This is a genomic window from Pseudomonas sp. AK181 (genome assembly GCF_051122975.1).
Lineage (GTDB): Bacteria > Pseudomonadota > Gammaproteobacteria > Pseudomonadales > Pseudomonadaceae > Aquipseudomonas > Aquipseudomonas lactis.
Window position 1 is genome coordinate 1,509,605 of sequence record NZ_CP146348.1, and the last position, 24,840, is coordinate 1,534,444.

Here is a 24,840-nt window from a genome sequence, read left to right on the forward strand (position 1 = left end):
TCACTTGTCTGCTCAAGTCATCGCGATTGACGCAATGGGCGGGGACTTCGGTCCCCGCAGCATTGTTCAGGCCTCCATTGCCAGCCTGTCTGCCACACCCTCGCTGCACCTGACCCTCGTCGGTCAACCCTCCCTACTTGAAGAACTGATTGCCAGCCATCCGGCGGTGGATCGCGCGCGCCTGACGATTACGCCAGCCAGCGAAACCATTGGCATGGATGAAAAACCGGCGGTTGCCCTGCGTGGCAAACCCGATTCTTCAATGCGGGTGGCCCTTGAGCTGTTGCGTGATGGCAAGGTGCAAGCCTGTGTCAGTGCCGGTAATACCGGCGCGTTGATGGCCTTGTCGCGGCATGTGCTCAAAACCTTGCCGGGTATTGATCGGCCAGCCATGGTGGCGGCGATCCCGACGCAGAAGGGCTATTGCCAACTGCTGGACCTGGGCGCCAATGTCGATTGCAGCGCCGAGCACCTGTTGCAGTTCGCCGTAATGGGTTCGGTGGCCGCCGAGGCGCTCGGCGTGGCCCGACCCAGGGTGGCCCTGCTGAATATTGGCACCGAGGACATCAAGGGCAACCAGCAGGTCAAGCTTGCCGCCACCTTGTTGCAAGGCGCGCGGGGTTTGAATTACATCGGCTTTGTCGAGGGCGATGGTTTGTACCGCGGCGAAGCTGACGTGGTGGTGTGCGACGGCTTTGTCGGTAATATCCTGCTCAAGTCCAGCGAAGGCCTGGCGACCATGATTGCCACGCGTATCGAAGCTTTGTTCAAGCGCAACCTGGCGTCACGTATGGTGGGTGCCTTGGCGCTGCCCTTGATGCGACGCTTGCAGGCCGACCTGGCGCCAGCACGGCACAACGGTGCAAGCTTTCTTGGCTTGCAGGGTATTGTGGTGAAAAGCCACGGTTCGGCCGGTGTGCTGGGCTTTCAAAGTGCAATTGCGCGGGCCTTGATCGAGATTCAAGAGAACCTGCCGCAACGCTTGCACGGACGTCTTGAGGATCTGTTGCCTTAGGCGAATTGGCCCGGGAGTGCTTAAATGTGACCGGCCAGTTCAATTGACCATCCAATCTGTCAGTTTCGTTCGCTCCCACCGTAGGCGCGAGCATTTTTGACGACCAGATCATTAGGGGCTTGTTACATGTCTACATCCCTCGCATTCGTCTTTCCAGGGCAGGGTTCGCAGTCCCTCGGCATGTTGGCCGAGCTGGGCGCGCAATACCCGCTGATCCTGGACACCTTCAAGGAAGCTTCCGACGCCCTGGGTTATGACCTGTGGGCACTGGCCCAGCAAGGGCCGGAAGCGCTGCTCAACCAAACCGATAAAACCCAGCCGGCCATCCTCACCGCCTCGATCGCCCTGTGGCGCTTGTGGCTGGCAGAAGGCGGCGCACGCCCTGCCTTCGTCGCGGGTCACAGCCTGGGCGAGTACAGTGCCCTGGTGGCTGCGGGCAGCCTGACCTTGGCTGAAGCGGTCAAGCTGGTCGAGCGTCGCGGCCAACTGATGCAAGAAGCCGTTCCGGCCGGGCAGGGCGGCATGGCCGCTATCCTGGGCCTGGACGACGCGGTGGTGATCGAAGCCTGCGCCGAAGCGGCGCAAGGCGAAGTGGTCAGCGCGGTGAACTTCAACTCCCCAGGCCAGGTGGTGATCGCCGGTGCCAAGGCGGCTGTCGAGCGCGCCATCGAGGGTTGCAAGGCCCGTGGCGCCAAACGAGCGCTGCCATTGCCGGTGAGCGTACCGTCCCACTGCGAACTGATGCGCCCGGCAGCCGAGCGTTTTGCCGAGTCTATCGCGGCCATCAACTGGCAGGCGCCGCAGATCCCGCTGGTGCAGAACGTCAGTGCGGCCGTGGCCGCCGACCTCGACACCCTCAAGCGCGACCTGCTGGAGCAACTGTACAAGCCGGTGCGCTGGGTTGAATCGGTCCAGACCCTGGCCGCCAACGGTGCCACCGAACTGGTCGAGTGCGGCCCGGGCAAAGTCCTGGCCGGCTTGAACAAGCGCTGCGCCGACGGTGTGTCGACCGCCAACCTCAATACCCCTGAAGCCTTCGCTGCCGCTCGCGCGGCACTGGCCTGAATCCCTTACTTAGGAGAAGCCTGCATGAGTCTGCAAGGTAAAGTTGCACTGGTTACCGGCGCAAGCCGTGGCATTGGCCAGGCCATCGCCCTGGAGCTGGGCCGTCAGGGCGCCGTTGTGATCGGCACCGCCACCTCCGCCTCGGGCGCCGAGCGTATCGCCGCGACCTTGAAGGAAAACGGCGTGCAAGGCACCGGTCTTGAGCTGAATGTGACCAGTGATGAGTCCGTGGCTGCCGTACTGGCCCAGATCACTGCGCAGTTCGGTGCGCCGGCTATTCTGGTGAATAACGCCGGGATCACCCGTGACAACCTGATGATGCGCATGAAAGACGACGAGTGGTACGACGTGGTCGATACCAACCTGAACAGTCTGTTTCGCCTGTCCAAGGGCGTTTTGCGCGGCATGACCAAGGCGCGTTGGGGCCGAATTATCAATATTGGCTCCGTAGTGGGTGCCATGGGCAACGCAGGCCAAGTAAACTATGCCTCTGCCAAGGCCGGCCTGGAAGGTTTCAGCCGTGCACTGGCGCGTGAAGTCGGCTCGCGGTCGATTACGGTCAACTCGGTGGCCCCTGGGTTCATCGACACCGATATGACCCGCGAACTGCCGGAAGCACAGCGCGAAGCCTTGCTGACGCAGATTCCGCTGGGCCGTCTGGGCCAGGCGCAAGAGATCGCGAATGTGGTCACTTTCCTGGCATCTGACGGTGCGGCATACGTGACTGGGGCTACAATCCCGGTTAACGGCGGGATGTACATGAGTTAAATTGTGACGGATCGCTTCAAAAAAATGTCATACGAGCTGTCTAAAATCCGTTATAAAGCTGCAACTTAATTTATAGGCAGGTGGTCGACCGGGTACAGGGTGAAGCTTTCAGTTGAAAAGCTGAAATGGCTTTCTATACACTTACCCACTGGCCAGCTGCCTGAATTTGTCCATTAGGAGTTAAACAAGGTATGAGCACCATCGAAGAGCGCGTCAAGAAAATCGTCGCCGAGCAACTGGGCGTTAAGGAAGAAGAAGTGGTCAACACTGCTTCCTTCGTAGAAGACCTGGGTGCCGATTCCCTTGACACCGTTGAGCTGGTGATGGCTCTGGAAGAGGAATTCGAGACCGAAATCCCGGACGAAGAAGCTGAAAAAATCACTACTGTTCAAGCTGCCATCGACTACGTTACTAGCCACCAGGCGTAATAGTTTGTAGTCGTCGCTTGCTGTCAGGGAAAAACCGCACTGCTGTAACGGCGTGCGGTTTTTTCTTTAGCGGCGATGAAAAAGTGTCGTCATTAGAAAAAGGAGAGTGCTGTGTCGCGTAGACGCGTCGTAGTCACCGGTATGGGTATGTTGTCGCCACTGGGTACGGATGTGCCGAGCAGTTGGCAGGGCATTCTGGCTGGCCGCAGTGGTATTGGTCTGATCGAACATACGGACCTTTCTGCCTATTCCACCCGTTTTGGCGGCTCGGTAAAGGGCTTCAATGTCGAGGAATATCTCTCGATCAAAGAGTCCCGCAAGCTCGACCTGTTCATTCAGTACGGCCTGGCTGCCGGTTTTCAGGCAGTGCGTAACGCCGGCCTGGAAGTCACCGACGCCAACCGTGACCGCATCGGCGTGGCCATGGGTTCAGGTATTGGCGGTCTGACCAATATCGAAGAAACCAGCCGCACGCTGCATGAGACTGGCCCACGTCGAATTTCACCGTTCTTCGTACCGGGCTCGATCATCAATATGATTTCCGGCTTCCTGTCCATCCATCTGGGGGCACAGGGGCCTAACTACGCGATATCAACGGCGTGCACCACAGGCACCCATTGCATCGGTATGGCGGCGCGCAACATTGCCTACGACGAAGCCGATGTGATGATCGCCGGCGGCGCCGAAATGGCCGCGTGCGGCCTGGGCATGGGCGGCTTCGGCGCGTCCCGTGCGCTGTCGACCCGCAATGACGAGCCGACCCGTGCCAGCCGTCCGTGGGACAAAGGCCGTGACGGCTTCGTGCTGTCCGACGGTGCCGGTGCGCTGGTGCTCGAAGAGTTGGAGCACGCCAAGGCGCGTGGTGCCACCATCTACGCCGAACTGATCGGGTTCGGCATGAGCGGTGACGCGTACCACATGACTTCACCGCCGTCCGACGGAGCGGGTGCTGCGCGTTGCATCACCAATGCCCTGCGCGATGCGAAGGTCAACCCTGACCAGGTGCAGTACATCAACGCCCATGGCACTTCGACCCCGACTGGCGACCTGGCGGAAGCCGAGGCCATCAAGTCGGTGTTCGGTGAGCATGCCTACAAGCTGGCGGTCAGCTCCACCAAGTCCATGACCGGCCACCTGTTGGGTGCGGCGGGCGCGGTCGAGGCGATCTTCAGTGTGATGGCAATCAGGGATCAGGTCGCTCCGCCGACCATCAACCTTGATGAGCCGGACGAAGGCTGCGACCTGAACTTCGTGCCCCACGAAGCGCAACCCATGCCGATTGACGTGGCGATTTCCAACTCGTTCGGTTTCGGTGGCACCAACGGTTCCCTGGTGTTCCGCCGGTTCGCCGAGTGATGCACAGCTGGGTCGACGGTCAGCCAGCGGACAACGTGCCCCTGAAAGATCGCGGCCTGGCCTATGGCGATGGGGTGTTCGAGACCATCGCCGTCAAGGCCGGGCAGCCGTTGCTGCTCGACCGTCACCTGCAACGCCTGGAAGAGGGTTGCAGGCGTTTGGCATTTGCGGTGGATCACGGGTTGATTCGCCACGAAGTGCTGACCTTCGCCGCCGCCCTTGGCAACGGTATTCTTAAATTGATCCTTACCCGTGGCGACAGCTTGCGCGGTTATGGCATCAACCCTGGCGCGCCGGTGCGCCGCATCTTGCAGGGCAGTGCGCCCGCTGTTTACCCACCCACTCATGAAGTCGAAGGCGTGCGCCTGTTTGCGTGTGCCACGCGTTTGGCGCAGCAGCCGCTGCTGGCCGGTATCAAGCACCTCAATCGTTTGGAGCAGGTGATCGCGCGTGCCGAATGGCAAGATACCGAACATGCCGAAGGCCTCATGCTGGACATGTCTGGTCGGGTGATCGAAGGCATATTCAGCAACCTTTTCCTGGTGCGCAACGGCTTGTTACTAACCGCTGATCTGAGCCGTTGTGGCGTCGCCGGCGTAATGCGCGCCGAAGTGCTGGCCCAGGCACAAGCGCTGGGCGTCCCGGTGGCCGTGGCCGACATCAGTGTTGAGCAATTGCAACAGGCCGATGAAGTCTTCGTCTGCAACAGCGTATATGGCATTTGGCCGGTGCGTGGCTGCGCTGCGATGAGCTGGCCGGTTGGGCCACTCACCCGTAAACTGCAGGGCATTGTTCGCGCGCTATTGGATATTTGAGTTGATACGAAAACTGGTGTTACTGCTGCAGATCAGCCTGGTCTCGGCGGCGTTGCTCGTGGGCTTTTCGGCCTGGAAACTCGACTCTGCCCTCAAGCAGCCCCTGAAGCTGCCTCAGGAACGGTTGCTCGACGTACCCGCTGGCGCTACGCCGACGGGCACCTTCAATCGTCTGGAAGCCGACGGCGTGCTCGACGATGCCTTTTGGCTGCGCCTGTACTGGCGCTTCAACCTCGAAGGCCAGCCGCTGCACAGCGGTGAGTACCGCATGAGTCCGGGCCTTACCGCTGAGGGTTTGATCGGCCTGTGGCAGCGCGGCGAAGTGGTGCAGTACAGCCTGACCTTGGTGGAGGGCTGGAATTTCCGTCAGGTGCGCACCGCCCTGGCCAAGCATGAAAAGATCGTGCAGACCCTGGCGGGCCTGACGGACAGCGAAGTGATGGATAAGCTCGGCCACCCAGGTGTGTTTCCTGAAGGGCGGTTTTTCCCCGACACCTACCGTTTTGTCCGCGGCATGACCGATGTCGAATTCCTGAAAAAAGCCTACAACCGCCTGGACGATGTACTTGCCCAGGAGTGGAACAAGCGGGCTGCCGACGCGCCCTACACCGACCCTTACCAAGCGCTGATCATGGCGTCGCTAGTGGAAAAGGAGACCGGCGTGCCCCAGGAGCGCGGGCAGATTGCCGGTGTGTTCGTGCGTCGCTTGAAGATCGGTATGCTGCTGCAGACCGACCCCACCGTGATCTACGGCCTGGGTGAGCGCTACAACGGTAAATTGACCCGTGCCCACCTCAAGGAAGCCAACCCCTACAACACCTACATGGTCGCCGGCCTGCCGCCTACGCCCATCGCGATGGTCGGCCGCGAGGCGATCCATGCGGCGCTGAACCCGGTGCCGGGCAGCAGCCTGTATTTCGTCGCCCGTGGCGATGGCAGCCATATATTCTCGGATAATCTGGATGCGCATAATGCCGCCGTGCGTGAGTTTCAGCTCAAGCGCCGTGCCGATTACCGTTCCAGCCCGGCGCCGGTGGTGAAACCGCTGGGAGATTCGGCACCTTCCAGCGATACACCCACCCCCGACGCACCGATCGAGCCCGCGCCGGACACTACCGCGCCGCAAAGCCCGCAATGACTCTGACTAAGGACTGCCTGTGACTGGCTTGTTTATTACCCTGGAAGGCCCGGAAGGCGCCGGCAAAAGCACTAACCGTGACTACCTGGCCGAGCGCCTGCGTGCGCAGGGCATCGAGGTGGTGCTGACCCGTGAGCCGGGCGGTACGCCGTTGGCCGAGCGCATCCGTGAAGTGCTGTTGGCCCCGGGTGACGAGCCGATGAATGCGGACACCGAGTTGCTCCTGGTGTTTGCCGCCCGGGCCCAGCACTTGGCCGAAGTGATTCGCCCGGCCCTGGCGCGGGGTGCCGTGGTGATCTGCGACCGGTTTACCGATTCCACCTACGCTTACCAGGGCGGGGGCCGGGGCTTGTCCCTGGAGCGTATCGCCACCCTGGAAACTTTCGTGCAAGGCGATCTGCGCCCCGACCTGACCCTGTTGTTCGACCTGCCGGTGGAAGTGGGCATGGCCCGCGCCAGTGCGCGGGGTCGCCTGGACCGTTTCGAGCTGGAAGGCCAGGCCTTTTTTGATGCGGTGCGCAGTGCTTTCCTGCAGCGCGCCAAGGCAGAGCCTGCACGTTATTACCTGTTGGACGCCGCCCAGCCGCTGAGCCAGGTGCAGCAGGCTATCGACGCGCTGTTGCCCGCCCTGTTGGAGCGTAGCCGTGGCTGAGTCCTACCCGTGGCAGGACGGCCTCTGGCAGCAACTGGCGGGGCGCGCGCAGCACGCCCACGCCTATCTGCTGCATGGGCCGGTGGGCATCGGTAAGCGCCACCTCGCCGAACGCCTGATGGGCAGCCTGTTGTGCCAACGCCCGGTCAATCTGGAGGCGTGTGGCGAGTGCAAGTCCTGCCTGTTGCTCAAGGCTGGTAGTCACCCGGACAACTATGTGCTGGAACCCGAGGAAGCGGACAAGGCCATCAAGGTCGACCAGGTGCGCGACCTGGTCAGCTTCGTGGTGCAGACCGCGCAGATGGGTGGGCGCAAAGTGGTGCTGATCGAGCCGGTCGAGGCGATGAACATCAACGCGGCCAACGCTTTGCTCAAAAGTCTTGAAGAGCCGTCCGGCGATACCGTGCTGTTGCTGGTGAGCCACCAGTCCAGCCGCTTGTTGCCGACCATTCGCAGCCGTTGCGTGCAGCAGGCGTGCCCGTTGCCCAGCGAGGCCATGAGCCTGCAATGGCTGGCACAGGCCTTGCCGGAATGCAGCGCAGAAGAACGCGGCGAGTTGCTGACCCTGGCGGCCGGTTCGCCCTTGGCGGCGGTGAAGCTGCAGGCCCAGGGCGTGCGCGAACAGCGTGCGCTGGTCGTGGATGGCGTGAAGAAACTGCTCAAGCAGGAATTGTCCGCCACGCAACTGGCCGAAAGCGCCTGGAAGGATATTCCGCTGTTGTTGCTGTTCGACTGGTTCTGCGACTGGTCCAGCCTGATCCTGCGCTATCAGCTTACCCAGGATGAGGGCGGCCTGGGCCTGGCGGATATGCGCAAGGTCGTGCAATACCTGGCGCAAAAAAGTGCTCAGGACAAAGTGCTGAACATCCAGGACTGGATCCTCGCCCAGCGCCAGAAAGTCCTCGGCAAGGCCAACCTCAACCGCGTGCTGTTGCTCGAGGCATTGCTGGTGCAATGGGTCGGCCTGCTCGGGCGCCGTTAAATTCCGTGGCCGACGGGTGTATCGTTGGCCCTACCTCTTTTGTGACTTAAGCCCTGATTCCTATGCTCGTAGATTCCCATTGCCACCTTGATCGCCTCGACCTTGCCCAGCACGGCGGCTCCCTCGACGCCGCTCTTGAAGCGGCCCGCCAGCGTGGTGTAGGGCACTTCCTGTGCATTGGCGTCAGCGCCGACAATGCCGCCGACGTCAAAGCCCTGGCTGATCGCTACGCCGACGTCGATTGCTCGGTGGGCATCCACCCGCTGGACCTCAAGCCTGGCGAAGCCCCGGCGCTCGACTGGTTACTGGGTGAACTCAACCACCCGCGGGTCGTGGCCATTGGCGAAACCGGCCTGGACTACCACTACGAGCCCGAAGCTGCCGAGTTGCAGCAGGCCTCGTTCCGCCTGCACCTGCAAGCAGCCCAGCAGACGCGCAAGCCGGTGATTGTCCACACCCGAGGCGCCCGTGCCGATACCCTGGCCTTGCTGCGTGAAGCCGCGTTGCCGCAGGCTGGCGTGCTGCATTGCTTTACCGAAGACTGGGACATGGCCAAGGCTGCCCTGGACCTGGGGTTCTATATTTCCCTGTCGGGCATCGTCACCTTCCGCAATGCCGACGCGCTGCGCGATGTGGCCCGCCAGGTGCCTGCCGACCGCCTGTTGGTGGAGACCGACTCGCCGTACCTGGCCCCCATCCCCCATCGCGGCAAGCCGAACCTGCCCGAATATGTGCGTGACGTGGCTGATTACCTGGCGATGCTGCGCGGTGAGCCTTACGAGCGTTTTGCCGAGCAGACCACTGAAAACTTCAAGCGCTTGTTCCCGCTGGCCCACGTAGCCGGTTAGAGCGGCTGAATCGCAGGCAAAAAAAACCCGGGTTCTGGGGGGTGAATCCGGGCTAAGACCATTAGGAGTAAAACAAGGGCACGCAGTCCGTCGGTACCCAGGTCGACGCGTCACTTGGGGGAGATGTCGCGCCGACAGTTGAAGTATTGACCACTATCCCATTCAGTCCAGTCGCGATTGATCGTTTTTTAAACAGATTTGGAATACGCTGCCTTCGCTTGAGTTCTCATTGCGCTGATGGGCAGGTTCAGGTGTTGCGTATTATTTCTGACTGATAACCACGAAATCGTTGGCGCATTGAAAGTTATGTGCCTGACGGGTTCACATAGACATTGCCCAACGACCGTTCAGTCGGGATAATCCCTCGCATCGGGTAAATCGTATCGCCACGTATCCATGGCCCTGCGCAACCCTCCCTATTTCCGACCTTTGCAGACTCTTCCTCATGCACAAAGAACCCCGTAAGGTCCGTGAGTTTCGCCGCCGTGAGCAGGAAATTCTCGACACCGCGCTCAAGCTGTTCCTCGAACAAGGTGAAGACAGCGTCACCGTCGAGATGATTGCGGATGCCGTGGGTATCGGCAAAGGCACGATCTACAAACACTTCAAGTCCAAGGCCGAAATCTACCTGCGCCTGATGCTCGACTACGAGCGCGATTTGAACGAGTTGCTGCACTCGGCCGATGTCGACAAAGACAAGGAAGCCCTGTCCCGCGCTTACTTCGAGTTCCGCATGCGTGACCCGCAGCGCTATCGCCTGTTCGACCGCCTGGAAGAAAAGGTGGTCAAAGGTCACCAAGTGCCGGAGATGGTCGAGGAACTGCACAAGATCCGCGCCTCGAACTTCGAACGCCTGACCCTGCTGATCAAGGGCCGTATCAGCGAAGGCAAGCTTGAAGACGTGCCTCCGTATTTCCACTACTGCGCCGCCTGGGCCCTGGTGCATGGCGCCGTGGCGCTGTACCACTCGCCGTTCTGGAGCAATGTGCTGGAAGACCAGGAAGGTTTCTTCCAATTCCTGATGGACATCGGCGTGCGTATGGGTAACAAGCGCAAGCACAGCCCGGAACTGCCGGGCGCCGAGAAGAGCGGCGAAACCCCTGCCACGTAAGTTATTCGCCACAGTGATGGCGTAATGATTTGCTGCCAGGCGCAGTAACCCAGGAATATACTCAGGCAAGGACCTTGCTAAAAGCTGAGTTATGAGTCAGCTTTTAGCGCGCCCGAATTATCCTCTGCCGGAGTGATCCATGATCGTTGATCGTCAAGGCAGGCGTTTTCGCAATTTGCGGATCAGCCTGACTTCAGCCTGCAACTATGCGTGTACCTATTGCGTGCCCGACGGCAAGCGGCTGGTGGCTGCCCAGGATGAACTGTCGGCCGAAGCCATGGCCCGAGGCGTGGCGTACCTGATCGAAGCGGCGGGTATCGAACGCTTGCGCATTACTGGCGGTGAGCCGCTGGTCAGCCCCAAGCTGGAAGCCTTCATGGGCGCGGTAGGGCAGATGGGCCTGAGCGACATCAGCCTGACCACCAACGGCCAACTGCTGGCGCGCAAACTGCCGTTGCTGGTGGCTGCCGGCATTCGGCGCATCAATGTCTCCCTCGATACCCTGGATGCCGACGCCTTCCGCAGCATCGCCCGTGGCGGCGACCTGGTCACCGTGCTCGATGGCATGGACCAGGCCAGTGCTGCCGGGATCAAGATCAAGGTCAACATGGTGCCGTTGCGCGGCCAGAACCTGGACCAGGTGATGCCGCTGCTCGATTACTGCCTGGAGCGTGGCTACGAGCTGCGCTTTATCGAACTGATGCGCATGGGCCACCTGGCCAAAGACTCCAACGCATTCCTGCAACAGTTCGTCAGCTTGCAACAGCTGCTCAGCTTGATCGGCGAGCAACATGAATACCTGCAAGCCAACGCGCCCGTCGATGCGACAGCGGTACGTTATGAAGTGCCGGGCAAGGGCTTCTTCGGCGTGATCGCCAACGAGAGCGTACCCTTCTGCCGCACCTGTTCGCGGTTGCGGTTGTCCTCCACCGGCTGGCTGCATGGGTGCCTGTCGTCCAGCAATCGCCATTATGTCGGTGACTTGCTCGATCAACCGCGTCACCAGGCGTTGCCGGCGTTGCAGGGCTTGTTGATGAAAGCCTTGGCTGACAAGCAGGAAGTGGCGTTTTCCGGCGGTGCCACGATCATGAAGATCATCGGCGGCTGATCCCGTTTTAATTCGGTTGCACATCAGTGGTGTGAGCGGGCTTGCCTGCGATGCTTATAGATCCTGCACAACTTTCTAAGTTGTAGCCACCGACGGTAACCACGATGCGAAGCGAGCCGCTCTTGATCTTGCTTTTGATCTCAGGCGCCCCGTTAAACCACGCTGGCGGATTACGGGCACACCGAGCCTAAGCGAGGTGCCGAGTGGTGGGGTAAGAGCCTTTTGCTTACTTTTGGCTGGGCCGGCATTCCGGCTCTTTTCAAAAGTGAGCCGCCGTCAGGGCGGAACCCTAAGTGGCCGTTACCGCAGCAATGGATATGTACTCGGTATAACAGTGTCGACTGTGAGGCCGTCATCGCAGGCAAGCCAGCTCCCACAGTTGGATCGCGGGGGTGTCAGTTAGATAGGTGTAGGCTGTCAGGGCGTCTTCGCAGGCAAGCCAGCCCCCACAGTTTGATTGCGGGGTGTCAGGTAGATAGGCGTAGGCTGTCCGGTCGCCACGGGGGCTAGATGCCTTGCCACAGGTGGGCTACGGTGCGCTTGGAACATAAAAAAAGGTGCGACCCTCGCGGATCGCACCTTTTTTATTGCCGGCTGGCTATCAGTTGCCCAATGCCTTGGACGCCAACCAGAACAACCCGGCCGAGAGGCCTACGGTCGCTGGCAAGGTCAATACCCAAGCCATCAGGATGGTCTTGACCGTACCACCTTGCAGGCCGCTCTTGTTGGCAACCATCGTGCCCGCCACGCCAGAAGACAGGACGTGAGTGGTGGACACTGGCAGGGCGAAGATATTGGCAAAGCCGATCATGGTGGCCGTGGTGATCTGCGCCGACATGCCCTGGGCATAGGTCATGCCTTGCTTGCCGATCTTCTCACCGATGGTCAGCACCACGCGCTTCCAGCCCACCATGGTGCCCAGGCCCAGGGCCAGTGCGACCGCGAGGATCACCCAGAACGGGGCGTACTCGGTGGTGGCGGTCAGGTCTTTGCGCAGCTTGTCGAGGTCGGACTTCTCACGGGAGTCCAGGCCTGGCAGCTTGCCGACTTTCTTCGCGGTGTCATCCAGGCAGAGCAGGTAACGACGCACTTCGATGCGGTGGTCGGCCGTCAGCGAGTGGTAATCCGAGACGCCCTTGAGGGTGCCCAGCAGCGCGTTGATCGTCGGTTCGGTCTGCTGCGGGTTGCAGCGGAACTTGCCCGGCAGGTCATCCTTCACGCTTTTGCCCAGGGCCAGGAACTCACCGAGGGTCTCGTGGTTGCGCTGGTAGAACTGGTTCAGGTGCAGGGTGGCGTCGCGGGTACGTTCGATCTGGTAGGTGGTGCTGCCCAGGTCCAATACGAACTGCGCCGGCACGATACCGATGAGCACCAGCATGATCAGGCCGATGCCTTTCTGGCCATCGTTGGAGCCGTGCACGAAGCTCACAGCCATGGCCGAAATCACCAGCACCAGGCGGTTCCAGAACGGCGGGTGCTTTTTGTCGTCAAGCTTGCGGCGCTGGTCCGGGGTCTTGTGCATCTTTGACAGCGGGCGCCACCACTTCAGGCCGATCAGCACCAGGGCGGCGACCAGGAAGCCCGCCATCGGCGAGAACACCAGCGACGCGCCGATATCCACGGCCTTCTGCCAGTTCACACCGTCAGCCAGGGGGATGTCGTTGATCAACGCGTTGGCCAGGCCGACACCGAGGATCGAGCCGATCAGGGTGTGGGAGCTGGAGGCGGGGATACCGAAGTACCAGGTGCCCAGGTTCCAGGTGATCGCCGCCGCCAACAACGAGAAGACCATTGCCAAGCCGTGGCCGGTGTTCACATTGATCAGCAACTCCACCGGCAGCAAGTGCACGATGGCGTAGGCGACACCGACACCACCGAGCAATACGCCGAGGAAATTGAACACCCCGGAGAAGAACACGGCCAAGTGTGGCGGCATGGCTTTGGTATAGATGACTGTGGCCACCGCGTTAGCGGTGTCATGAAAGCCATTGATGAACTCGAAGGCGAGGACAAAGGCCAGGGCGAGCAACAGGCTCACGAGAACCCAAGCATCCAGTCCGCTGAATAAATCGATCATGAAGGTTTTCTGACCCGGTCGTAAGGGGGCGCGATTATGCCAGAAAACATCAGTAATCGATGCATTAGCTGCTCATCGGTAACAATCTTCCTGGAAAAAAAAGCGGCAAGACGCACGCATCCCAGGGTTTTCGGGGCTTTGGCAAGTCTTTGATTTATAAAGCGCAGGCCGCAGAAGGCGGGCTTTTGTCATGAAAATGCCATGCCTGAAACATTTGTATGAAATTTCGTAGGTGGATGTAGGTTACTGACCAGCGGACGCTAAAGCAGGTGCCCTCTGCCAGTACTGCACCGGCAGAGACAGCACGACCCCTTGAAGCTCGAACCGAAGCGCTTATGGCTCCTCGGTCTTGAGTTCCTGCTCGATCTTTTGGATTTCCTGGGCAAATGCCTGGTCCAGCAGGCTGGCACGTTTACGCCATGGCTTGCGTTCCGGCTCGGGTTGCGCGGCGTAGGTGGTGACTTCCCCGCCGTAGACATCCTTGTAACGTTGCTCCTGGCGCTCAAGTTCCGCGCGCAGTTCATCTTTCGTCACAGTATTACCTAATTGAGTTGAGTTTATTGATTGCGCAGCGTCATGCCTGAAAGTCGTGCTCGGGCGATGCCAAATAAAACAGTCGAACCGTTCAAGTTGGTACACGGTCCTTAGGGCCGTTCTTTTAAGCGAGTACTTGTGACCGGCGTGGCCAGCAGCCTGCAATGCCTGGTGAGCTCCACTCCCGATGGTGGTACCGGGCTGACCTCTGCACAGGTTGCATTATAGCGGCGCATTTGAATAACACTATCATCATGAAGTTAAAAAGCGTCAACGACGTGTTTGGAGTTTGTTACATACCGCCGCATTATTTGTGAACACCGTCATCTTCATGTCTGTATTCATTCTGTTGGCAGGGTAAGCGTGCGCACTTTGCAGGTGCATCAGGCAAATCTGAAACGTTAGCGGGTGGGGCTGCGCCAAATTGCGATAATCGCATGATCGTCCGATAATCGCCCAATGTTGCCGCCGCTGGCTTGTGCGGTGCGACCGGCACGGCTTGTAATAGCCGCCAACCCTCCCGTGGTGATAACAAGAGAAGGCCCTTTGAAATGAACGATCAATTGCGCAACTCCTTTGCATCAGTGGCGCCGCCGATCGTGGCTTCACCGGCCAAGCGTATCCAGGCGTTCACCGGTGATCCGGATTTCATGACGTCCCTGGCCCGTGGCCTGGCCGTGGTGCAGGCGTTCCAGGAGCGCAAGCGTCACCTGACCATCGCCCAGATCAGCCACCGCACCGAAATTCCCCGCGCCGCGGTGCGCCGTTGCCTGCATACCTTGATCAAGCTCGGCTACGCCACCACGGACGGGCGCACCTATTCGTTGTTGCCCAAGGTGCTGACCCTCGGTCATGCCTATCTGTCGTCCACACCGCTGGCTGTCTCGGCCCAGCCTTATCTGGACCGCATGAGCGAGCAACTGCATGAAGCCTGCAATATGGCGACCCTGGAAGGCGATGACATTCTCTATATCGCCCGCTCCGCCACCACCCAGCGCCTGATCTCGGTTGACCTGTCGGTAGGCGGGCGCTTGCCTGCATATTGCACGTCCATGGGCCGCATTCTGTTGGCTGCCCTCGACGATGCCTCGCTGCAGGATTACCTCGACCATGCCGACCTGCAAACCAAGACCAGCCGCACCCTGACCACGCCGCAAGCGTTATTCGAATGCCTGCAACAGGTGCGTCAGCAGGGCTGGTGCATCGTCGACCAGGAACTGGAGCAGGGCCTGCGTTCCATCGCGGTGCCGGTGTATGACGCGTCTGGCCAGGTGTTGGCCGCGCTCAATGTCAGCACCCACGCCGGCCGGGTCAGCCGCAGCGAGTTGGAGCAGCGCTTTTTGCCGAGCATGCTCAGCGCCAGCCGTGAGCTGAGTGCGCAACTGTTTGCCTAAGCTGTTCGGTGACCGCACAGATCCCGGCTCGCTCGATTGACGGTGTTTCCCTTGGCTTATTAATGTGCGGCAGCGCTCTGAGGAGCTGCCCAATAAGAACGACGGCCCGAGGCCGTCAGCCCGCCATCGGTGTGGAATAAAAATAATGAATCAGCCTTCTGTCGGTACCACCTTGGACGTACAGTCCTTTATCAACACCCAGCCACTTTCGCGCTATCAGTGGCGCGTCGTGATCCTGTGTTTCCTGATTGTCTTTCTCGACGGCCTCGACACGGCCGCCATGGGCTTTATCGCGCCCGCGCTGTCCCAGGACTGGGGCATCGACCGCGCCAGCCTCGGCCCGGTGATGAGCGCCGCGTTGATCGGCATGGTGTTTGGTGCACTCGGTTCCGGCCCGCTGGCCGACCGCTTTGGCCGCAAAGTCGTGCTGGTCGGCGCGGTGTTGGTGTTTGGTGCGTTCAGCCTGGCGTCGGCCTACAGCACCAATGTTGACCAGTTGCTGGTACTGCGCTTTCTCACCGGCCTGGGCCTGGGCGCCGGCATGCCGAACGCCACCACCTTGCTGTCTGAGTACACCCCCGAGCGGCATAAATCCTTGTTGGTGACCAGCATGTTCTGTGGCTTCAACCTCGGCATGGCCGGTGGTGGGTTTATTTCGGCCAAGCTGATCCCCGCGTTCGGCTGGCACAGCCTGTTACTGATCGGGGGCATCCTGCCATTGATCCTGGCGGTGGTGCTGTTGGTTTGGTTGCCGGAGTCGGCGCGTTACCTGGTGGTGCGCAATCGCGCTACCGACAAGGTGCGCAAGACCCTGGCCCCTATCGAGCCAAGCATCGTCGCCCAGGCCACTCACTTCAGCGTGCCGGAGCAAAAAACCGTCAAGGCTCGCAATGTGTTCGCGGTGATCTTCTCGGGCACCTACAGCGCTGGCACCTTGCTGTTGTGGCTCACGTATTTCATGGGCCTGGTGATCGTTTACCTGCTGACCAGTTGGCTCCCCACCTTGATGCGCGACAGTGGCGCGAGCATGGAGCAGGCCGCGTTTATCGGCGCGTTGTTCCAGTTTGGTGGGGTGCTGAGCGCGGTGGGCGTGGGCTGGGCGATGGACCGGTTCAACCCGCACAAAGTGATCGGCACTTTCTATCTGCTGGCCGGGGTGTTTGCCTACGCAGTGGGGCAGAGCCTGGGCAACATCACGCTGTTGGCTACCCTGGTGCTGGTTGCCGGGATGTGCGTCAACGGTGCGCAATCGGCGATGCCGTCCCTGGCGGCACGTTTCTACCCTACTCAGGGCCGTGCCACCGGGGTGTCGTGGATGCTCGGCATCGGCCGCTTCGGCGCGATCCTGGGGGCGTGGATGGGCGCTACCTTGCTGGGCCTGGGCTGGAACTTCGAGCAGGTGCTCACGGCGTTGGTGATTCCGGCGGCATTGGCCACGGCAGCGGTGGTGATCAAGGGCATGGTCAGCCATGCCGATGCGACCTGAAACCGATCACTACCCCTGTGGGAGCTGGCTTGCCTGCGATAGCGGTGTTGAATCCACAGGCGCCATCGCAGGCAAGCAAGCTCCCACATTGCCCCTGTTCTTGCAGATGATTAGTTGAGTAACAATCGGTTCGATAATCGAACACTCAGTCGATTATCGGATTGTTTGGCCCATTACCCCGGCTTAACCTTCAAGCACTTCGGCGCCACCTCAGCGCCTTTTTCGATCAACACCGGGAGCCCAACCCCATGGCTGAAATCCTCACCCTGCGTGATGCGGTCAAGCGCTTCGTGAACGACGGCGATACCGTCGCCCTCGAAGGCTTCACCCACCTGATCCCTACGGCCGCAGGCCATGAAATCATTCGTCAGGGCAAGAAAGACCTGACACTGGTGCGCATGACGCCTGACCTGATCTACGACCAGTTGATCGGTGCCGGCTGTGCACGCAAGTTGATTTTCTCCTGGGGCGGCAACCCGGGCGTGGGTTCCCTGCATCGCCTGCGTGACGCGGTAGAGAAACAATGGCCGCAAGCGCTGGAGATCGAAGAGCACAGCCACGCCGACCTGGCCAATGCCTACGTCGCCGGTGCCTCGGGCCTGCCGTTCGCCGTGTTGCGTGCTTACGCAGGGTCCGACTTGCCCAAGGTCAACCCGCTGATCAAGACCGTCACTTGCCCGTTCACCGGCGAAGTGCTGGCGGCAGTGCCGTCGGTGCGTCCGGACATCACTGTGATTCACGCGCAGAAAGCCGACCGCAAAGGCAACGTGCTGCTCTGGGGCATTCTGGGGGTGCAAAAGGAGGCGGCCCTGGCGGCCAAGCGCTGCATCGTCACCGTCGAGGAAATCGTCGACGACCTGAATGCGCCGATGAACAGCTGCGTGCTGCCGACCTGGGCGCTGACGGCGGTGTGCCACGTACCCGGTGGTGCCCATCCGTCCTACGCGCACGGCTACAACGAACGGGATAACCGCTTCTACCAGGCGTGGGACCCGATTGCCCGCGACCGTGGCACCTTTACCGCCTGGATCGACGAATACATCCACGGCACTGCCGACTTCAGTGAATTCCAGGCCAAGCTGGCCACCGCGCAGGAGGCTAAGTAATGGCTTACTCCACCAATGAAATGATGACCGTCGCCGCGGCACGCCGCCTCAAGAACGGCTCGGTGTGCTTCGTCGGCATCGGCCTGCCGTCGAAGGCCGCCAACCTTGCGCGCCTGACGTCTTCGCCGGATGTGGTGCTGATCTACGAGTCGGGCCCGATTGGGGCCAAGCCCAGCGTATTGCCGCTGTCCATCGGTGATGGCGAGTTGGCGGAGACCGCCGACACTGTGGTGCCCACCGGTGAGATCTTTCGCTACTGGCTGCAGGGCGGGCGTATTGATGTCGGTTTTCTCGGCGCGGCCCAGGTCGACCGTTTCGGCAATATCAACACCACCGTGGTCGGTGATTATCACCAGCCCAAAGTGCGTTTGCCGGGTGCCGGTGGCGCGCCGGAAATCGCCGGTTCCGCCAAGAGCGTGCTGATCATCCTGAAACAGTCTTCCCGTTCGTTTGTCGACAAACTCGATTTCATCACCTCTGTGGGGCACGGCGAAGGTGGTGACTCACGCAAGCGCCTGGGTCTGCCCGGCGCCGGCCCCGTGGGCATCATTACCGACCTGTGCATCATGGAACCGGAGGAGGGCAGCCATGAGTTCGTGGTCACCGCGCTGCATCCGGGCGTGACCCGCGAGCAAGTGGTCGCCGCCACCGGTTGGGCAATTCGCTTTGCCGACCAGGTGAGCACCACCGCTGAACCCACCGAGACCGAACTGACCGCCCTGCGTGACCTCGAAGCGCGCACCGCGGCTGCCCACGGCCAAGCACCGGGAGAAGCCTGATGCGCGAGGTTTATATCTGTGATGCTATTCGCACGCCTATCGGCCGTTTCGGCGGTGGCCTGTCCACCGTGCGTGCCGACGACCTGGCGGCGCTGCCGATCAAGGCGTTGATTGAACGCAACCCGTCGGTGGACTGGAGCGCCGTAGACGAAGTCTTCCTCGGCTGCGCCAACCAGGCCGGTGAAGATAACCGTAACGTGGCACGCATGGCGTTGCTGCTGGCGGGGCTGCCGGAAAGTATTCCGGGTGTGACCCTCAACCGCCTGTGCGCCTCGGGCATGGATGCCATCGGCACCGCCTTTCGTGCGATTGCCAGCGGTGAAATGGAGCTGGCGATTGCCGGTGGCGTCGAGTCGATGTCCCGTGCTCCGTTTGTGATGGGCAAGGCCGACACGGCGTTCTCGCGCAACATGAAGTTGGAAGACACCACCATTGGCTGGCGCTTTATCAACCCGCTGATGAAGGCCCAGTACGGCGTGGATGCCATGCCGCAGACCGCCGATAACGTGGCCGACGATTACCAGGTTTCCCGCGCCGATCAGGACGCTTTCGCCCTGCGCAGCCAGCAACGCACCGCCGCCGCCCAGGCTGCCGGTTTCTTTGCCGAGGAAATCGTACCGGTGCGGGTCGCCCATAAAAAAGGCGAAACCCTGGTGGAACACGATGAGCATCCACGGGACACCACGTTGGAAGCCTTGGCCAAGCTCAAGCCGGTCAACGGTGCGGACAAGACGGTTACCGCCGGCAACGCTTCGGGGGTCAATGATGGCGCCGCCGCGTTGATTCTCGCCAGCGCCGAGGCCGTCAAGCAACATGGCCTCACCGCCCGCGCCCGTGTGCTGGGCATGGCCAGTGCCGGTGTCGCCCCGCGAGTGATGGGCATCGGCCCGGTGCCGGCGGTGCGCAAGCTGGTGGAGCGCCTGGGGTTGGCGGTCACCGATTTTGACGTGATCGAACTCAACGAAGCCTTCGCCAGCCAAGGCCTGGCGGTGCTGCGCGAGCTGGGCATTGCCGACGATGCGCCGCAGGTCAACCCGAACGGCGGCGCCATTGCCCTCGGCCATCCACTGGGGATGAGTGGTGCGCGGTTGGTGCTGACGGCCCTGCACCAATTGGAAAAAACCGGCGGCCGCAAAGGCCTGGCGACCATGTGCGTGGGCGTTGGCCAAGGCCTGGCCCTGGCGATTGAACGCGTCTGATAACTAAAAGAGGATTGCTCCATGAGTGACAAGCCCGGTTACCGGCGCCCGCAAGCGGGCACCCAACCTGATTACCTGCACCCGGCCTACCAGTCGACGAACCTGCGTTCGCCGTCCCAGCCTTTGGTGTTCCTGCCCCATTCCTTGTCGGAAATCACCGGCCCGACCATCGGCGCCGAACGTATCAATGAGAAGGACAACGACCTGACGGCCCAGCATGACGGCGAGCCGCAAGGCGAACGCATCATCATTCATGGCCGTGTGCTGGACGAAAACGGCCTGCCAGTGCCGGGCATTCTTGTGGAGATCTGGCAGGCCAATGCCGCCGGCCGCTACAACCACAAGCGCGACCTGCACGATGCGCCGCTGGACCCGAATTTCACCGGCACCGGGCGCACCGTCACCGACGCCGACGGCTGGTACCAGTTCCAGACCATCAAGCCCGGCGCCTACCCGTGGGGCAACCACCACAATGCGTGGCGCCCGGCGCATATCCACTTTTCGCTGTTCGGCCCCAGCGTGCTGACGCGCTTGGTGACGCAAATGTATTTCCCGGGTGATCCGTTGCTGGAGTACGACCCAATCTACAACTGCGTGCCGGACACCAGCGCCAAGCAGCGCTTGATCGCTCGCTTCGACCTGGAAAAAACCATTCCTTCCTATGCCCTCGGTTACCGTTGGGACATCGTCCTGCGCGGCCGCGACGCCACGCCGATGGAGAAATGAGATGACACTCAACGCGACCACGTCCCACACCGTCGGGCCGTATTACCACATCGGCCTGACCTGGCTGAACCGTGAAGACCTGACCGTCACCGCCACCCTCGGCGAACGCGTGGCGATCAGCGGGCAAGTGGTGGACGGCAACGGTGATGTCGTCAATGACGCCATGCTGGAAGTCTGGCAGGCCAATGCCGCCGGCAAATATGCCCACCCCGAAGATGAGCAGGACAAAGCGCTCGACCCGAACTTCGAAGGCTTCGGCCGCGTGCCGGTGGATGCCGAAGGGCGTTTTCGCTTTACCACCATCAAACCGGGCAGTGTGCCGGGGCTCAAGGGCACCACCCAGGCGCCGCATTTGGTGGTGCTGGTGTTTGCCCGTGGGTTGGTGAAGCACTTGCTGACGCGGATTTATTTTGACGGTGAGGGGTTGAACGGCGATGACCCGTTGCTGGCGTGTGTACCGGCGGAACGTCGTAGCACCCTGATTGCCAAGGCGGATGCGGCAGGGGTTTATCAGTGGAATGTGATTTTGCAGGGGACAGCTAAGGAAACGGTGTTCTTCGACTACTGAGTTGACGATCGTTCCCACGCTCTGCGTGGTAATGCATCCCGTAACGCTCCGCGTCACGCGCGCACGGCAGGACGCGGAGCGTCCCATGCGGCATTCCCACGCAGAGCGTGGGAACGATCATCCAGGCTCCACCTATCCAAAAGTCTGCTTGCGGAACAGGGTTGTTGCAAAGTATGTCTAGGCTATAACCGTTCCCACTGAGTAAAAAAACATGACAACAAAAACCAGCCACTACACCGGAGAAGAACGCAGCAAACGGATCTTTGCGATTGTCGGGGCCTCCTCCGGCAACCTGGTCGAATGGTTCGACTTCTACGTCTATGCCTTCTGCGCGATTTATTTTGCCCCGGCGTTTTTCCCCTCGGATGACCCCACGGTGCAGTTGCTCAACACCGCCGGTGTGTTTGCCGCCGGGTTCCTGATGCGCCCGATCGGTGGCTGGTTGTTTGGCCGGGTGGCCGACAAGCATGGGCGCAAGAACTCGATGATGATCTCGGTGCTGATGATGTGCGGCGGCTCCCTGGTCATCGCCTTCCTGCCCACCTATAACGACATCGGTGCCTGGGCCCCGGCGTTGCTGTTGGTGGCGCGGCTGTTCCAGGGCTTGTCGGTGGGCGGCGAATACGGCACCACGGCCACCTACATGAGTGAAGTCGCGCTCAAGGGCCAGCGTGGCTTCTTCGCCTCTTTCCAGTACGTGACCCTGATCGGCGGCCAATTGCTGGCGGTGCTGGTGGTGGTGATCCTGCAACAGATCCTCACCGAAGAAGAACTGCGTGCCTGGGGCTGGCGCATTCCGTTTGTGATCGGCGCCATTGCCGCCGTGATCTCCCTGCTGCTGCGTCGCACCCTCAAAGAAACCACCAGCAAGGAAATGCGCGAAGACAAGGACGCCGGCAGTATCGTCGCGCTGTTTCGCGACCACGGCAAAGCCTTCATCACGGTGCTGGGCTACACCGCCGGCGGCTCGCTGATTTTCTACACCTTCACCACCTACATGCAGAAGTACCTGGTGAACACAGTGGGCATGCACGCCAAGACGTCGAGCTACATCATGACCGGCGCGCTGTTTCTGTACATGTGCATGCAGCCGTTGTTCGGCATGTTGGCCGACAAGATCGGCCGACGTAATTCGATGCTGTGGTTTGCTGGCCTTGGCACGCTGTTTACCGTGCCGATCCTGCTGACCTTGAAAACCGTGACCAGCCCGTTCTTGGCATTTGTGCTGATCACCCTGGCCTTGGCGATTGTCAGCTTCTACACCTCCATCAGCGGCCTGGTCAAAGCGGAGATGTTCCCGCCGCAGGTGCGTGCATTGGGCGTGGGCCTGGCGTATGCGGTGGCTAACGCGGTGTTTGGTGGTTCGGCAGAAGTGGTTGCGCTGAGCCTCAAATCCATCGGTATGGAAAACACCTTTTATTGGTACGTCACCGCGATGATGGCGGTGGCCTTCCTGTTCAGCTTGCGCCTGCCGAAACAGGCGGCGTACCTGCATCACGATCTGTAAGGGATGAGTTATGACGTTGCGCACGAGCAATCAACTGTTCGACGCTTATTTCACCGCTGACAGCATGGCCGAGGTGTTCTGTGACCAGGGACGCTTGCAGGGCATGCTGGATTTCGAAGCCGCACTGGCCCGGGCGCAGGCGCGGGTCGGGTTGATTCCCCAGGCCGCCGTCGCACCGATTGCCCAGGCGTGCCTGGCGTCGCTGTATGACGTGGATGCCCTTGGCAGCGCGATTGCCACGGCGGGCAACTCTGCGATTCCATTGGTGAAGGCGTTGGGCAAGTTGATCGCCAGTGAAGACGCCGACGCCGAGCGTTATGTGCACCTGGGCGCCACCAGCCAGGACGTGATGGACACCGGCCTGGTGCTGCAACTGCGCCGTGGGGTGGAACTGATCGAGGCCGACCTGGCTCGCCTGGGGGAGGTGTTGGCCGCCCAGGCTCAGCGTTACGCCAGCGTGCCTTTAGCCGGGCGCACCTGGTTGCAGCACGCGACGCCGGTCACCCTGGGGATGAAAATCGCCGGTTGGCTGGGCGCGGTGACGCGCAGTCGCCAGCGCCTGGCCGAATTGAAGCCGCGCCTGTTGGTGCTGCAATTTGGCGGCGCATCAGGCACGTTGGCGGCGCTCGGCGAACACGCCATGCCCGTGGCCGAAGCCTTGGCCGCCGAGTTGCAACTGGGCTTGCCGGAACAACCCTGGCACACCCAGCGTGACCGCCTGGTGGAATTTGCCAGCCTGCTTGGCCTGATCGCCGGCAGCCTCGGCAAGTTGGGCCGGGATATCAGCCTGTTGATGCAGACCGAAGCGGCGGAGGTGTTCGAGCCTTCGGCGCCGGGCAAGGGTGGCTCGTCCACCATGCCGCACAAGCGCAATCCGGTGGGCGCCGCAGTGTTAATCAGCGCGGCCACCCGTGTACCGGGCCTGGTGGCAACGATGTTCAGCGCCATGCCCCAGGAGCACGAACGTAGCCTGGGCTTGTGGCACGCCGAATGGGAAACCTTGCCGCAGATTTGCCGCCTGGTGTCCGGTGCCTTGCACCAGGCAATTCTGGTCAGTGAAGGGCTGGAGGTGAATGCCGAACGCATGGGGCAGAACCTCGACCTGACCCAGGGCCTGGTGCTGGCCGAAGCGGTGAGTATCGTGCTCGCCCAACGCTTGGGCCGCGACACCGCGCACCATCTGCTGGAACAGTGCTGCAAACGTGCGGTCGCCGAGCAGCGCCATTTGCGCGCGGTGCTGGCGGATGAGCCGCACGTCACCGCCGAGTTGTCTGCGGCTGAACTGGACCGCCTGCTCGACCCGGCCCACTACCTGGGCCAGGCGTCCACCTGGGTTACGCGTGCAGTGACCGAACATTTTGCTTTGACTGCCTGAGGAGACCGCTGTGGCTTTTGTACAACTCGCCGAGGGCGAACTGCATTACCAACTCGAGGGGCCTGCCGACGCACCAGTATTGGTGCTGTCCAATTCCCTGGGTACCGACCTGCATATGTGGGATATCCAGATTCCGGCCTTCACCGAGCATTTTCGTGTGCTGCGCTTCGACACCCGTGGCCACGGCCAATCCCTGGTGACCGAGGGGCCCTACAGCATCGAACAGTTGGGCCAAGACGTGATCGCACTGCTGGATGCGCTGGACATCCAGAAGGCGCATTTTTGCGGGCTGTCCATGGGCGGCTTGATCGGCCAATGGCTGGGCATTCATGCCGGCGAGCGCCTGCAACGTCTGGTGGTGTGTAACACCGCGGCCAAGATCGGTACGCCCGAGGTGTGGAACCCGCGTATCGAAATGGTCCTGCGTGATGGCGCAGATGCGATGGTAGCGCTGCGCGATGCGTCGATTGCGCGCTGGTTCACCGCAGATTACGCCGCCGCCCACCCGCACCAGGCCAAGCAGATCACTGACATGCTCGCGGCCACGTCGCCCGAGGGCTATGCCGCCAACTGCGGCGCCGTGCGCGATGCGGATTTCCGTGAGCAATTGTCCTCGATCAAGGTGCCGACCCTGGTGATTGCCGGCACCGAAGACGCGGTGACGCCGCCAGCCGGCGGCCACTTTATCCAGAGCCACGTGCAGGGTGCCGAATATGCCGAGTTCTATGCGGCGCACCTGTCCAATGTGCAAGCCGGTGCCGCGTTCAGCGACCGGGTAATTCAATTCCTGCTGGCCCGCTGAG

At 61.2% G+C, this 24,840-nt stretch carries 24 protein-coding genes; 22 read left to right on the forward strand and 2 right to left on the reverse strand.

Features of this window, described 5'->3' with window-relative positions; all coding sequences use genetic code 11:
• Positions 1–4: 4 nt before the first annotated feature.
• The 12 genes from plsX to V8689_RS07080 all read left to right on the forward strand — a co-directional run bounded on the left by plsX (position 5) and on the right by V8689_RS07080 (position 11,286).
• Positions 5–1,015 (forward strand): phosphate acyltransferase PlsX, encoded by a 1,011-nt coding sequence (plsX, locus tag V8689_RS07025; protein WP_081089370.1) that lies wholly within the window; start codon positions 5–7, stop codon positions 1,013–1,015.
• A 126-nt stretch (positions 1,016–1,141) separates the two neighbouring features.
• The gene (gene fabD / locus V8689_RS07030; RefSeq protein WP_056790361.1) at positions 1,142–2,080 is read left to right on the forward strand and encodes an ACP S-malonyltransferase; all 939 of its coding nucleotides are present in this window, start codon (positions 1,142–1,144) and stop codon (positions 2,078–2,080) included.
• A 24-nt stretch (positions 2,081–2,104) separates the two neighbouring features.
• Entirely contained in the window at positions 2,105–2,848 is a 744-nt protein-coding gene (gene fabG / locus V8689_RS07035; RefSeq protein WP_003189275.1) for a 3-oxoacyl-ACP reductase FabG, read from the forward strand.
• A gap of 191 nt (positions 2,849–3,039) precedes the next feature.
• Positions 3,040–3,276, forward strand: coding sequence for an acyl carrier protein (acpP, locus tag V8689_RS07040; protein WP_003175607.1), 237 nt, complete (start codon positions 3,040–3,042; stop codon positions 3,274–3,276).
• 111 nt (positions 3,277–3,387) lie between these two features.
• The gene (gene fabF, locus V8689_RS07045; protein WP_044272670.1) at positions 3,388–4,632 is read left to right on the forward strand and encodes a beta-ketoacyl-ACP synthase II; all 1,245 of its coding nucleotides are present in this window, start codon (positions 3,388–3,390) and stop codon (positions 4,630–4,632) included.
• The gene (gene pabC, locus V8689_RS07050; protein WP_056790364.1) at positions 4,632–5,447 is read left to right on the forward strand and encodes an aminodeoxychorismate lyase; all 816 of its coding nucleotides are present in this window, start codon (positions 4,632–4,634) and stop codon (positions 5,445–5,447) included. Before fabF ends, pabC begins: the two co-directional genes overlap by 1 nt.
• 1 nt (position 5,448) lies before the next feature.
• Positions 5,449–6,585, forward strand: a complete 1,137-nt coding sequence (gene mltG / locus V8689_RS07055; protein WP_056790367.1) for an endolytic transglycosylase MltG — start codon at positions 5,449–5,451, stop codon at positions 6,583–6,585.
• 19 nt (positions 6,586–6,604) lie between these two features.
• The gene (gene tmk, locus V8689_RS07060; RefSeq protein ID WP_056790370.1) at positions 6,605–7,237 is read left to right on the forward strand and encodes a dTMP kinase; all 633 of its coding nucleotides are present in this window, start codon (positions 6,605–6,607) and stop codon (positions 7,235–7,237) included.
• Positions 7,230–8,219, forward strand: a complete 990-nt coding sequence (locus V8689_RS07065; RefSeq protein WP_056790373.1) for a DNA polymerase III subunit delta' — start codon at positions 7,230–7,232, stop codon at positions 8,217–8,219. Before tmk ends, V8689_RS07065 begins: the two co-directional genes overlap by 8 nt.
• 62 nt (positions 8,220–8,281) lie before the next feature.
• On the forward strand, positions 8,282–9,067 hold the full coding sequence (locus V8689_RS07070; RefSeq protein WP_003189285.1) for a TatD family hydrolase: 786 nt from the start codon (positions 8,282–8,284) through the stop codon (positions 9,065–9,067).
• A gap of 445 nt (positions 9,068–9,512) precedes the next feature.
• Positions 9,513–10,178: a TetR/AcrR family transcriptional regulator gene (locus V8689_RS07075; protein WP_003189287.1), complete on the forward strand. Its 666-nt coding sequence runs from the start codon at positions 9,513–9,515 to the stop codon at positions 10,176–10,178.
• 139 nt (positions 10,179–10,317) lie between these two features.
• A complete protein-coding gene (locus V8689_RS07080) occupies positions 10,318–11,286 on the forward strand; it encodes a GTP 3',8-cyclase MoaA (RefSeq protein WP_056790376.1) in 969 nt (322 codons plus the stop codon).
• 601 nt (positions 11,287–11,887) lie between these two features.
• Here the strand turns inward: V8689_RS07080 and V8689_RS07085 are convergent.
• A complete protein-coding gene (locus V8689_RS07085) occupies positions 11,888–13,363 on the reverse strand; it encodes an inorganic phosphate transporter (RefSeq protein ID WP_003189291.1) in 1,476 nt (491 codons plus the stop codon).
• A 333-nt stretch (positions 13,364–13,696) separates the two neighbouring features.
• Positions 13,697–13,897 (reverse strand): hypothetical protein, encoded by a 201-nt coding sequence (locus V8689_RS07090; RefSeq protein WP_003189295.1) that lies wholly within the window; start codon positions 13,895–13,897, stop codon positions 13,697–13,699.
• Positions 13,898–14,448: 551 nt separating this feature from the next.
• Between V8689_RS07090 and pcaR the strand changes: the two genes are divergently transcribed.
• The 10 genes from pcaR (at position 14,449) to pcaD (ending at position 24,839) form a co-directional block, all read left to right on the forward strand.
• Complete coding sequence (pcaR, locus tag V8689_RS07095; RefSeq protein WP_003189296.1) at positions 14,449–15,291, forward strand: pca regulon transcriptional regulator PcaR; 843 nt, start codon at positions 14,449–14,451, stop codon at positions 15,289–15,291.
• 145 nt (positions 15,292–15,436) lie between these two features.
• Complete coding sequence (locus V8689_RS07100) at positions 15,437–16,777, forward strand: MFS transporter (RefSeq protein WP_056790379.1); 1,341 nt, start codon at positions 15,437–15,439, stop codon at positions 16,775–16,777.
• Positions 16,778–17,025: 248 nt separating this feature from the next.
• Positions 17,026–17,883, forward strand: a complete 858-nt coding sequence (locus V8689_RS07105) for a CoA transferase subunit A (RefSeq protein WP_003189300.1) — start codon at positions 17,026–17,028, stop codon at positions 17,881–17,883.
• Positions 17,883–18,662, forward strand: coding sequence for a CoA-transferase subunit beta (locus tag V8689_RS07110; RefSeq protein WP_003189301.1), 780 nt, complete (start codon positions 17,883–17,885; stop codon positions 18,660–18,662). Before V8689_RS07105 ends, V8689_RS07110 begins: the two co-directional genes overlap by 1 nt.
• The gene (gene pcaF, locus V8689_RS07115) at positions 18,659–19,861 is read left to right on the forward strand and encodes a 3-oxoadipyl-CoA thiolase (RefSeq protein WP_177343028.1); all 1,203 of its coding nucleotides are present in this window, start codon (positions 18,659–18,661) and stop codon (positions 19,859–19,861) included. The genes V8689_RS07110 and pcaF overlap by 4 nt, the downstream gene beginning before the upstream one ends.
• Positions 19,862–19,882: 21 nt before the next feature.
• On the forward strand, positions 19,883–20,587 hold the full coding sequence (pcaH, locus tag V8689_RS07120; protein WP_056790382.1) for a protocatechuate 3,4-dioxygenase subunit beta: 705 nt from the start codon (positions 19,883–19,885) through the stop codon (positions 20,585–20,587).
• Position 20,588: 1 nt separating this feature from the next.
• Positions 20,589–21,155: a protocatechuate 3,4-dioxygenase subunit alpha gene (gene pcaG, locus V8689_RS07125; RefSeq protein ID WP_056790384.1), complete on the forward strand. Its 567-nt coding sequence runs from the start codon at positions 20,589–20,591 to the stop codon at positions 21,153–21,155.
• Between the two features lie 211 nt (positions 21,156–21,366).
• A complete protein-coding gene (locus tag V8689_RS07130; protein ID WP_032893116.1) occupies positions 21,367–22,662 on the forward strand; it encodes an MFS family transporter in 1,296 nt (431 codons plus the stop codon).
• Positions 22,663–22,672: 10 nt separating this feature from the next.
• Complete coding sequence (locus V8689_RS07135; protein ID WP_056790387.1) at positions 22,673–24,037, forward strand: 3-carboxy-cis,cis-muconate cycloisomerase; 1,365 nt, start codon at positions 22,673–22,675, stop codon at positions 24,035–24,037.
• 10 nt (positions 24,038–24,047) lie between these two features.
• The gene (gene pcaD / locus V8689_RS07140) at positions 24,048–24,839 is read left to right on the forward strand and encodes a 3-oxoadipate enol-lactonase (protein WP_056790391.1); all 792 of its coding nucleotides are present in this window, start codon (positions 24,048–24,050) and stop codon (positions 24,837–24,839) included.
• Position 24,840 lies beyond the last annotated feature (1 nt).

Bases quoted from the DNA above. Each gene is read 5' to 3' on its own strand.
- fabD (WP_056790361.1), top strand. From the start codon at position 1,142: ATGTCTACATCCCTCGCATTCGTCTTTCCAGGGCAGGGTTCGCAGTCC.
- fabG (WP_003189275.1), top strand. From the start codon at position 2,105: ATGAGTCTGCAAGGTAAAGTTGCACTGGTTACCGGCGCAAGCCGTGGC.
- acpP (WP_003175607.1), top strand. From the start codon at position 3,040: ATGAGCACCATCGAAGAGCGCGTCAAGAAAATCGTCGCCGAGCAACTG.
- pabC (WP_056790364.1), top strand. From the start codon at position 4,632: ATGCACAGCTGGGTCGACGGTCAGCCAGCGGACAACGTGCCCCTGAAA.
- V8689_RS07070 (WP_003189285.1), top strand. From the start codon at position 8,282: ATGCTCGTAGATTCCCATTGCCACCTTGATCGCCTCGACCTTGCCCAG.
- V8689_RS07075 (WP_003189287.1), top strand. From the start codon at position 9,513: ATGCACAAAGAACCCCGTAAGGTCCGTGAGTTTCGCCGCCGTGAGCAG.
- V8689_RS07080 (WP_056790376.1), top strand. From the start codon at position 10,318: ATGATCGTTGATCGTCAAGGCAGGCGTTTTCGCAATTTGCGGATCAGC.
- V8689_RS07085 (WP_003189291.1), bottom strand. From the start codon at position 13,363: ATGATCGATTTATTCAGCGGACTGGATGCTTGGGTTCTCGTGAGCCTG.
- pcaR (WP_003189296.1), top strand. From the start codon at position 14,449: ATGAACGATCAATTGCGCAACTCCTTTGCATCAGTGGCGCCGCCGATC.
- V8689_RS07100 (WP_056790379.1), top strand. From the start codon at position 15,437: ATGAATCAGCCTTCTGTCGGTACCACCTTGGACGTACAGTCCTTTATC.
- V8689_RS07105 (WP_003189300.1), top strand. From the start codon at position 17,026: ATGGCTGAAATCCTCACCCTGCGTGATGCGGTCAAGCGCTTCGTGAAC.
- V8689_RS07110 (WP_003189301.1), top strand. From the start codon at position 17,883: ATGGCTTACTCCACCAATGAAATGATGACCGTCGCCGCGGCACGCCGC.
- pcaH (WP_056790382.1), top strand. From the start codon at position 19,883: ATGAGTGACAAGCCCGGTTACCGGCGCCCGCAAGCGGGCACCCAACCT.
- pcaG (WP_056790384.1), top strand. From the start codon at position 20,589: ATGACACTCAACGCGACCACGTCCCACACCGTCGGGCCGTATTACCAC.
- V8689_RS07130 (WP_032893116.1), top strand. From the start codon at position 21,367: ATGACAACAAAAACCAGCCACTACACCGGAGAAGAACGCAGCAAACGG.
- V8689_RS07135 (WP_056790387.1), top strand. From the start codon at position 22,673: ATGACGTTGCGCACGAGCAATCAACTGTTCGACGCTTATTTCACCGCT.